This is a genomic window from Methyloglobulus morosus KoM1 (assembly GCF_000496735.2).
In the GTDB taxonomy this organism is placed as follows: Bacteria; Pseudomonadota; Gammaproteobacteria; order Methylococcales; family Methylomonadaceae; genus Methyloglobulus; species Methyloglobulus morosus.
This window is the reverse complement of the sequence record NZ_AYLO01000065.1, coordinates 1-9893: the sequence shown is the minus strand read 5'-3', so window position 1 is coordinate 9893 and position 9893 is coordinate 1. Positions and strand designations below refer to the sequence as shown.

Sequence of the window (9893 nt, the reverse complement as noted above, 5' to 3'; positions counted from 1 at the left end):
GACGGATTGTGCACGTTTTTTACTCATAACTTACTTTAAATAGGTTAATTATCTCACTGTTTTTAATATAAAGTATTTCTTAACTTAATGGCAGTGACGCTGGAGCGTGGGAACGATGTAAACAAAGGGCTGGTTTTATCATTCGCCCTTTCTTTTACCACAGGACAGAAAGTTTTTTACAAAACCAGTGGCAAAACAGCCCGCAAATCCGGGTCAACTGTGTAATGATCTGCTAATTGCTTCACCACCGCCCGATCACAAACCCCGCCAAACCCAATGACCGTCACTCCAGGCTGCTTGGCTTCCATGTCGGTCTTGCCGTCACCGATCATGACGAGCGAAGATTTCCCCTGTAACAGTTGTTTACAAATTTCCGCCTTGCCGCCGGAGCGCGCTAACGGGTGACTTTCATCGTAGGATTGATAACTGCCGTCTGCATTGAAAACAATATCAACGGCATGGACGTTTTGTTCTGGAAGACCTAGGGCATTGGCCAGCGGCAGGATGGCTTGGCGCAAGCCACCGCTGATAATGTGGACATCTTTACCTTGCTTTAATAAGGTGCTGAATACTTCCTTTGCACCGTCAACTATTTCCGCAACGTACAAATCAACCAAGCGTTCGATGCTTGCCCGATCTGGTTGGATGGTCGCCAAGCGTTTGCCATAAACGGCTTCCAGCGGCAGTTCGCCATTCATGGCCAAATCGGTCAGCTTGGCCATTTCTTCGCCTACACCTGCCCACTTTGCCAGTTCATCTATGCCTTCAATTTTGCTTAATGTGCTGTCGCAATCGAAGCAGATAACGTCATAGCTCATATATTGATTTGTTTCGCATTGCAAACCGCAGTGAGATGGCAAATTTGCTGCATGATGGCTTCCGGCACGGGTTCGGACACGCTGATGACCGCCATCGCTTGGTCTTTGACATCGGCCGTGCTGACCTGCATACGGGTGATGTTGATATTGGCATTGCCTAAGACGGAACTGATCGCGGAGATAACCCCCGGCCTGTCGTCATGGCGGGTTACGATTAGCGTACCTTCCGGCACGACTTCGATATCGAAATGGTTGATGCACACCAGGCGCGGTTGGCGACCGCCCAGCAATGCGCCGGACAAGGCAATGGTTTGGTCGGCGCAATGCCCGGTCACTTTGATGAGCGACACGTAATCCGGCGAGTCTTTGGAAACCGATTCCACCAGTGCAATGCCTTGGCGTTTGGCGATATTTTCGGCATTGACGCGGTTGACAGGGCTGGACACTTGGCCGCTCAGGATACCGACCAAGGCCGATACCGACACCGGACGGACGGCCGCTTCTGCTGCCCTGCCGTACAGTGCGACTTCAACCTTGGTGATCGGTTGGTTGGCTAACCCAGCGAGTATTTTGCCCAATGTGGTAGCCAAGTTCATGAAATCATGCGACTTGTTTAATTCTTCCGCCGATACCCTGGGTAAGTTCAAGGCGTTGACGGCTTCGCCCGTTTTTAAGAACAATACGGCTTGGCGGGCGATTTCCACGCTCACGGCAACTTGGGCTTCTGTGGTCGATGCGCCCAAATGCGGCGTGAACACGATGTTGTCCAATTCCAGCAACGGTGATCCGGCTGGCGGTTCATTTTCGTAAACGTCCAGCGCCGCACCTGCACATTGGCCGTTCTTCAAGGCATCGTACAAGGCTTGTTCATCGATCAAGCCGCCACGGGCGCAGTTGATAATCCTTGCACCTTTTTTCATCTTGGCGAATTGCGCCGCACCGATAAGGTTCTTGGTCTTTTCGATGAGCGGGCAGTGCAACGTGATGTAATCGGAACGGCTGACTAAATCATCCAGGCTGACGGATTCGACTCCGTATTCTTCATAGATTTCCGGTGCAACAAATGGATCGAATGCAATCACTTCCATCCTTAACCCTAGGCCACGTTGCGAAACAATCCGCCCAATCGTACCGAAACCGACGATACCCAAGGTCTTGTGTGCGATTTCCGCACCCATCAGCTTGGACCGTTCCCACTTGCCTGCACGGACAGAACGGTCTGCCGTCGGTAGTTGGCGGCTTAAGGACATCATGTGGGCTATCGCCAATTCTGCCGTGGTGGTGGCATTGGCATCCGGCGTGTTCATCACGATGACGCCCATTTCTGTTGCCAGCGGAATATCTACGTTATCCACGCCGATGCCTGCGCGTCCAATAAGCTTCAGGTTTTTGGCGGCTTCCAGCACCTTCCTGGTGACTTTGGTGTCGCTGCGGATTAATAGGGCATCGTATTCGCCGATGATGTTGCACAGGCCTTCTTCGTTAAGGCCGGTTTCGATATGGATTTGGATGCCAGAATCCGCTTGCTGGTTAAGGTAATTGATGCCAGCTTCGGACAGTTTGTCGGAGATCAGGATTTTTTTCATGAAAGTTAGGACCAAAAGGAAATGCGCTAAAAATCCAATAGTTTACCAGCTTTGGTATAATCCTGGTATGGGAGATATAAACTTTGGGCGAATGAAAAGCAATCCTTGGCTGAGGGGATTATTGTTGACTGGGTTGGTTGTGCTTGCCCTGTGGATGGCGAGGAGCGAAAAATATACCTTCTCGCCCAATACCACTTTCACCACGATCACAGGCAAGCATTTGGCATTGAAAGACTTGCAGGGAAAGCCCGTGCTCATCACTTTTTGGGCGACCAGTTGCGGGAGTTGTATCAAGGAAATCCCCCACTTGATTGCCTTGTATAAGCAGTTTCATCAGCAAGGCCTTGAAATTATCGCCGTTGCAATGGCCTATGACCCGCCTGATCGGGTCGTGGCAATGGCTAAGGAACTTAATCTGCCTTATCCTATCGTTTTAGATATTACCGCAGAACATGCCAGGGCATTTGGCCGCATTTGGGCAACGCCGACTACTGTGTTAATCAATCCGGAAGGTACGCTTGCAAAGCGTGTCGTTGGTGCATTTGATCCGGCAGATATGCAAAACCGCATTGAGCAGTTATTAAAATCAACTTCCCCGTCTCCCATTGCGAGAAGCATGGGTTGATCGTTCTATAATCAAACAGTTATACGCCATGTTCCAAACCGCCTACAACGAAAGAGGTTATTTTTAGGGCTTCCCGCATGTCCGAGTCTTATACGTTTTCGGTTTTAATGCTGAGTGCTTCCGGATTGCGTAGGGTAGCCGAAAGCTTTTTAAGGGCAATTTATTGTATTAAGACCTCTTTCCAGCGGTTACTAAACGAATGCTTGCAAACTTTGTATTTTCATTCTGTTCGGGGATGCAGCAATAATGATTGCTAATTATGCCGAAGCTTATGCAAAATTTTAATGGAAACTAGCCAAAAAAAGGGAGGCGTGCCTCCCTTTTCTCCAAAGATTTAGCGATTATGTTTTCTTACGACGGACTATGCCCATCAAGCCCAGAAAAGCAGAACCAAACAACCAAATCGCAGCAGGCACAGGCACTGCGGCTGGTGCAACATTAACCCTCAAAGAATAACTTTCCAAAGAGGCACTTACTAAACCAGCCACGTTTATCGAATAAACACCTGCGTTCAATAACCCTGTCCATGCGCTTGCCAATAAATCGTGTCCAGCAAATAAAAATGTTGCGCTACTCAGCCAACCGTCAGGAATATCGGTAAGTTCAACCTTAACGGGTGTGGTGCTGTTTAACACTTCAAAATTCCACGTATGGTGGATATTGCTACCAACATTCGCAAACAAACCAATGCCTAATAGCGCATCCGTACCGCTTCCAGTATCAATTACCGTTTCACCTGGGCCGACAACGGGAACCGTATCCCATTGTAATGTTGATGCGCTGGCTTGAAACGAGAATGCAGCCAAAACAAAACCCAAAACTAACAATAACTTTTTCACCAGTCTCTCCAAAATATTAATAACAAGTTATAAAAATGAAAATTTGCAACTCAGCCATCTTTATTGGTAAAGACCCGGAGCTTTCCGACCCTACTTCGCAGTAGGTGTAGCCCTGTGGAGAAACGACACAGCTTGCTCCACCTCCCTTTAAAACGCCTTAGATTAAAACCCGTCCCTATCGGGCATGGTTAAGTTTTAGTTACGTGAAGGTAAGCTTAAAATGCCTTAAACTTACCTGCGCTAACTTAGTTAGCCTCCATTTTTAAAGTCAGCTCTATTTCAACGACCCTAAAAAAATCTTAACCATGCGCCTAGCCTGCAAAATCCTTCTAATATAAGTTTCCTATAGCTCAGGCTTGTCCCTAGAATCTAAAAAACCATACAACTCCGTCTATCCGGCAAGCTAGTTTTTTGCTGCCCCAATGGCCTAGCTTGCATCCATGCTGCCGGACAATTCTTTAGATTCGGCTCTACTATATCGTCCAATTATTTGTCAGCATATCCGTATGAATACCTATATAGCAGTCGCAATAAGTCAAACTTTTCATGAATCGGCTTTAAGGATCGTCTACACCCACGACTGATGAAAATTCAAACTCACCGGAATCCAACAAACACGTTATTATTAGTCGATTGCATAATTGCTCAAGGAAGCACGGATTAAATTCGTCAAAACGTATGCCATAGCCAATCTCTTTATTCCTGCATGTAAGCCCAAAATACCATAATTTCTATTCCTTCTCAGTTACAACAACGACTCATCCAGCCCCATTCATGCTTGCCGGCCTTATAAGATTTTCCATCCGTTATTACGGTGTTGTGATTGCGGTTGCTGCACTGATATTGCTGGTCGGTGCTTACCGTTTTGCGACGGCGGGTTTGGATATTTTTCCTGAATTCTCGCCCAAGCAAGTCATCATCCAGACGGAATCACCAGGGCTTTCGTCCGAGCAAGTCGAACTTTTGGTGACACAACAGATTGAACTCGCAATTAGTGGGGCAATTGGGTTGCAATCCGTGCGTTCTGAGTCGATACAAGGTTTGTCGATTGTTACCGCCATTTTCGGGGAAACCAGCGACGTTTTCCGTAATCGCCAGCTTATCAGCGAACGTTTGGCGAACCTGCCTGCCCATTTGCCTAAGGGAGTTTCACCCGTTGTCCTGCCGCTGTCTTCCTCTTCTGCAACGGTATTGACCTTGGGGTTGAGTTCGGAACGCGTTGACTTGATGGCCTTACGCAGTCTGGTTGATTGGACGATTGCCCCGCGTCTGCACGCCGTATCAGGTGTTGCCGATATCAATGTGTTTGGCGGTGATGTTAAGCAATTGCAACTTCAGGTCGACCCCGTTCAGCTAAAACGCTTTAATTTGTCACTGGAGGAAATCACTCTAGCGGCTACGCAAGCGGCAAATATCCAGGGCAGCGGTTTTGTCGAAAACCTTAACCAACGGTTTACGGTACAGGTGACTGGGTTGCCGGCCAGTCGGGAGCAATTTTCCAACACTATCGTCAAGCGTGAAAATGGGCGCAATATTACGCTAGGCGAAGTCGCAACTGTTAGGTATGCGCCTAAACCGGCCATCGGTGCGGCACAGGTCATGGGCAAACCAGGCGTTGTCATCATGGTGATTGCCCAGTATGGGGCGAATACTCTGTCGGTTTCCAGATCGTTAGAAAGCGTGTTACAAGAAATTGCCCCTGCTTTGGGTAAACAGGGCATTCAGTTTTATCCGCATTTGTTCCGTCCTGCCGACTATATCGAACGGTCAATCAGCAACTTGTCCAGGCATTTGTTGATTGGCGGCCTGTTTGTGCTAGTCGTCCTTTACCTGTTCCTATTTAATGTTCGGGCTGCAATTATTTCAGCATTGGCAATCCCCGTGTCCTTATTGGGCGCGGTGTTGGTGTTGCTGGCGGCGGGGGTCAACCTCAATATTATGGTATTGGGCGGTTTGGCGATTGCATTGGGCGAAGTGGTAGACGACGCGATAATCGACACCGAGAATATATTCCGACGACTACGACAAAATCGCTTATTGTCCCAACCTTTGCCCGTAGATGACGTGATTAACTCAGCATCATTAGAAGTGCGTGGTTCTGTTGTCTACGCTAGTTTTATTGTTGCGTTAGTGTTCGTGCCTTTATTGACTTTGGATGGTGTGGCGGGTCGATTGTTTGCGCCGTTGGGTTATTCTTATATTCTGGCTATCTTACTGTCTTTACTGGTTGCGCTGACATTGACACCGGCACTTTGCCATGCCTTGCTGGGTCGATATACGTTGGAAACTAGGGAGCCGCCGCTAATAAAAGCCCTCAAAGTTTCTTACAGAAACGGGCTGCTGGTCGCAAACAGGCATTTCAAGCCGATATTGGCCATAAGTACAGCCACCTGCTTAATAGGCTTCTCAGCTTTCTTTGCGCTCGACCATAAATTCCTGCCTGAATTGCGCGAAGGCCATTACATCGTCCATACCGCCAGCATTCCCGGCACTTCCCTGGCGGAATCCATCCGCATTGGCACTCAACTCACCCAACAATTTATGGCGATCCCAGGAGTTGAATCGGTATCGCAATGGGCGGGGAGGGCGGAACGCGGCGCCGATACTTACGGCAGCCATTACAGCGAATACGAGATTCGCCTGAAACCGAATTCGGGCGCAGGTCAACAGCAGATACTGGACAATCTGCGGACTATCTTGGGAAACTTCCCTGGCATCGGCTTTGAAGCCAATACCTTCTTGACCGAGCGGGTTGATGAAACCATCTCCGGTTACACGGCACCTGTGGTGGTCAATATTTTCGGCAATGACTTGAATGACCTTGATGCGAAAGCCCAAGCGGTTGCCAAAATCATTCAAGACATTCCCAATGCGGGTAATGTGCAGGTTCGTTCACCGCCCGGTACGCCGTTCGTGCGAGTCCATTTGAACCTGCACCATCTTGCTTATTGGGGCGTAACGCCGGAGCAAGTCATGGCATGTCTACAAACGACTTATGAAACCAACGTGGTGGGTAAATTGTTTGAAGGCAATAAAATTTTTGATATTGCTGTCACCCTATTGCCAAAGCAAAAAACCAATATCACGGCGATCAGCGAGCTACCGATCAAGACGCTGGACAACACCCTAATCAAGTTAGGACAAGTTGCCGACATCATGCCCAACACCGGGCGCTATAATATCTTGCGGCAGAATTCACAACGCAAGCAAACCATCACCGCCAACATTGTCGATGGCGACATGGACGACTTTATGCAGGTGCTGAAAGCACGAATATTAAAGGAGATCCCGTTTGCTGTGGATACCTATCCTGAATTTACGGGCGCAGCCGTCGAGCAAGCCAAAGCTCGGGTCAAACTTATCCTGAATTCATTGCTGGCAGGTGCTGGCGTACTGATACTCATATTTATCGCTATCGGCAATTTTCGGCAAGTTTTGCTTACCCTTGCTAATTTACCTTTTGCGCTTATCGGTGGCATCGGGGCGGTAATCCTGACCGGAGCGCCGCTCTCGGTCGGGTCGATGGTCGGGTTTATTACGCTATTTGGCATCACCGTGAGAAACAGCATCATGTTGTTGTCGCACTGCCAACATGTGGTGGATCACGAAGGCAAGCCCTGGAATCTTGAAACGATTACCCTCGCCGCCCAGGAACGCTTGCCGTCCATCTTAATGACTGCCCTGGTCACCGCCCTAGCCATGTTCCCGATTGCTTTCAACAGTGATAACCCAGGCTCGGAAATCATGGGCCCGATGGCGGCCATTATTATTGGCGGCCTGTTTTCTTCTACCTTATTGAACTTGCTGCTATTGCCTTGTATGTTGTCGAGATACGGGAAGTGATCGTATTAATCCGCCTCGTATTTAATATACTTAAAGCGTGGATCATCGGGCGTTCCTTCCAATGCCCCGCCTTCTTTACCCGGCTGCCACGTAATGACATCTTCAATTTTTTTTGCCAACTCAAAATCCTTGTTGGTTACGCCTTTAGCGGCGTGGTTCATCAGCTTTACAACGACGAAAGCGTAGGAAACGGTCAGGTCGGGATGATGAAATGCGGCTTCAGCCAAATGTCCAACGGTGTTGACCACCATCAAGGTGGATTTCCAGCCGCTCGTCTTATATTTACGGCGAATCCAGCCATTTTCCAAATACCAGTGCGGCAATGTCTCTTTAAGCCGTTCTTCGATTTCGGCATCGGAATAGGTTTCTTCTTGCTTGCGTTCTCTCCACCCCATAACACTGACCTCATGGATAAGTTATAGATTCGGCCTTTTAATGTCTGAACCGTTCGTGCTGAGCTTGTCGAAGCACACACCGCCTTTCGACAGGCTCAAGGCGAACGGAAACTTAATGCTTCACAAGGCCGAATCAATAATTGCAATAATTCTTTAATCGACTCCCGACATTCCAGTATGGACGACCGTCAAAGATGGCGGAAGTGCGGCAAGCAAAGTAGATCGATCGTCCGCCTTAATCCAGATACTTCTTCAGATTGCTTTCTTAATGCGTTCCAATGCCTTTTCCAAGTTAGCCATACTGGTCGCTATCGAAATACGGATGTGCCCAGGACAGCCAAACGCCGAACCCGGCACGAGTGCAACCCCTGCCTTTTCAATCAAATATTCTGAAAAGCCCAGGTCGTCTTCAACACCATCCAGTTGCTCAATTAGCTTTTGGACATTAGGGAACACGTAAAAAGTTCCATCCGTCGGAATGCACTCTACGCCGTCGATGGTATTGAGTTCTGAGACCACATAGTCATGGCGTTTTTTGAATTCAATGCACATCCGGTCGATAAACCCCTGGTCGCCTGTCAGTGCGGTTTCGGCGGCGACTTGCGAGATAGATGTCGGGTTGGATGTGCTTTGGGATTGGATGGTACACATCGCCTCAATCAGTTCCTCCGGGCCTCCCGCATAACCGATACGCCAGCCCGTCATCGAGTAGGCTTTCGATACGCCGTTCATCACCACCGTGCGCCCGTACAGGTCAGGATGCGCATTCAGGATATTGACGAACGTGCCGCTCTCCCAAAGGATGTGCTCATACATGTCATCCGTAGCAATGATGATGTCGGGAAACGCTTTCAGCACATCGCCCAAGGCTTTCAACTCGTCCAAGGAATACGCAATGCCAGACGGGTTGGACGGGCTGTTGATAAAAATCAGCCGCGTTTTGGGTGTAATCGCCTTGCGGAGCTGTTCCGGCGTTATCTTAAATCGCTGCGCCTGGGTAGTTTCGATAATGACCGGCACACCGTCCGCCAGCAACACCATATCGGGATAAGACACCCAGTAAGGCGCAGGGATAATCACCTCATCGCCGGGGTTCAGCAATGCTTGGCACAGGTTATAAGAACTTTGCTTGCCGCCGCAGGACACCAGGATTTGTTTGGGTGTGTAATCCAGGCCGTTATCGTTTTTGAATTTGGCGATAATCGCTTTTTTCAAGCCAGGCGTACCGTCCACGGCCGTATATTTGGTGAAGCCGTTGTCCAACGCCTTAACCGCAGCGGCCTTGATGTGGTCGGGCGTGTCCATGTCGGGTTCGCCCGCGCCCAGGCCGATGATGTCTTTGCCGGCAGCGCGCATGGCGGCGGCACGGGCGGTAATCGCCAAAGTAGGGGAGGGTTTTACGGATTTAACGCGGTCAGAAAGTGCTATGGTCATTTGTACTTTAAAAATAAGCTGAGATTTATAAAGCTAGATTATAACCCAGCCCAATTGAATTCTAAAAAATCTGGCAGATCAGATGAAATCTTTGGCTGGCTCAAAAGACAAGGCATATATTTATAATGGTTGAATCAAACAGCAGTACGTAAATCTACAGGATTGATAACAGCAGGTATTTTTATTTTTTCGCTAAAAAACATAACTTCCGCACCTTTGTACTTTTCTTGGGCACTATAGTTAATGCCATACTCAATGCTACGGCAATCGTTATACAACTTTACGATCTCAGGTGCGTGGTCGTAAGAGACAACCCACGGAAGGTGGATTTGATTTTTCACTTTGTCCGCTAC

8 protein-coding genes and 1 riboswitch are annotated in these 9893 nt (G+C 48.7%); of the genes, 2 read left to right on the top strand and 6 right to left on the bottom strand.

Going from position 1 to position 9893, the window contains the following annotated elements; genetic code table 11:
• Positions 1–176: 176 nt before the first annotated feature.
• Both MGMO_RS09355 and serA read right to left on the bottom strand, forming a co-directional pair.
• On the bottom strand, positions 177–818 hold the full coding sequence (locus MGMO_RS09355; RefSeq protein WP_023494811.1) for an HAD-IB family phosphatase: 642 nt from the start codon (positions 816–818) through the stop codon (positions 177–179).
• Complete coding sequence (serA, locus tag MGMO_RS09350; protein WP_023494810.1) at positions 815–2404, bottom strand: phosphoglycerate dehydrogenase; 1590 nt, start codon at positions 2402–2404, stop codon at positions 815–817. The genes MGMO_RS09355 and serA overlap by 4 nt, the downstream gene beginning before the upstream one ends.
• Before the next feature lie 91 nt (positions 2405–2495).
• Here serA and MGMO_RS09345 point away from each other — a divergent pair, with 91 nt between their 5' ends.
• Positions 2496–3029 carry a peroxiredoxin family protein gene (locus MGMO_RS09345; RefSeq protein WP_051384006.1) on the top strand — a complete coding sequence of 178 codons (534 nt, stop codon included), beginning with the start codon at positions 2496–2498 and terminating at the stop codon, positions 3027–3029.
• A 341-nt stretch (positions 3030–3370) separates the two neighbouring features.
• Here the strand turns inward: MGMO_RS09345 and MGMO_RS09340 are convergent, their stop codons facing one another.
• The gene (locus MGMO_RS09340) at positions 3371–3868 is read right to left on the bottom strand and encodes a hypothetical protein (protein WP_023494808.1); all 498 of its coding nucleotides are present in this window, start codon (positions 3866–3868) and stop codon (positions 3371–3373) included.
• 41 nt (positions 3869–3909) lie between these two features.
• Positions 3910–3989: riboswitch (cyclic di-GMP riboswitch) on the bottom strand.
• Between the two features lie 653 nt (positions 3990–4642).
• Between MGMO_RS09340 and MGMO_RS09335 the strand changes: the two genes are divergently transcribed.
• Complete coding sequence (locus MGMO_RS09335; protein ID WP_023494807.1) at positions 4643–7711, top strand: efflux RND transporter permease subunit; 3069 nt, start codon at positions 4643–4645, stop codon at positions 7709–7711.
• A gap of 5 nt (positions 7712–7716) precedes the next feature.
• Here MGMO_RS09335 and MGMO_RS09330 read toward each other — a convergent pair whose 3' ends face one another.
• The 3 genes from MGMO_RS09330 to MGMO_RS09320 all read right to left on the bottom strand — a co-directional run.
• On the bottom strand, positions 7717–8106 hold the full coding sequence (locus tag MGMO_RS09330; protein WP_023494806.1) for a 4a-hydroxytetrahydrobiopterin dehydratase: 390 nt from the start codon (positions 8104–8106) through the stop codon (positions 7717–7719).
• A 252-nt stretch (positions 8107–8358) separates the two neighbouring features.
• Positions 8359–9540, bottom strand: a complete 1182-nt coding sequence (locus tag MGMO_RS09325; RefSeq protein ID WP_023494805.1) for a pyridoxal phosphate-dependent aminotransferase — start codon at positions 9538–9540, stop codon at positions 8359–8361.
• Between the two features lie 134 nt (positions 9541–9674).
• Positions 9675–9893, bottom strand: a 219-nt coding sequence (locus MGMO_RS09320; protein ID WP_036307349.1) for a hypothetical protein, incomplete at its 5' end; no start/stop codon positions are given.

Excerpts from the sequence above, each read along its gene's own strand:
- MGMO_RS09355 (WP_023494811.1), bottom strand. The coding sequence starts at position 818 with ATGAGCTATGACGTTATCTGCTTCGATTGCGACAGCACATTAAGCAAA.
- serA (WP_023494810.1), bottom strand. The coding sequence starts at position 2,404 with ATGAAAAAAATCCTGATCTCCGACAAACTGTCCGAAGCTGGCATCAAT.
- MGMO_RS09345 (WP_051384006.1), top strand. The coding sequence starts at position 2,496 with ATGAAAAGCAATCCTTGGCTGAGGGGATTATTGTTGACTGGGTTGGTT.
- MGMO_RS09335 (WP_023494807.1), top strand. The coding sequence starts at position 4,643 with ATGCTTGCCGGCCTTATAAGATTTTCCATCCGTTATTACGGTGTTGTG.
- MGMO_RS09330 (WP_023494806.1), bottom strand. The coding sequence starts at position 8,106 with ATGGGGTGGAGAGAACGCAAGCAAGAAGAAACCTATTCCGATGCCGAA.
- MGMO_RS09325 (WP_023494805.1), bottom strand. The coding sequence starts at position 9,540 with ATGACCATAGCACTTTCTGACCGCGTTAAATCCGTAAAACCCTCCCCT.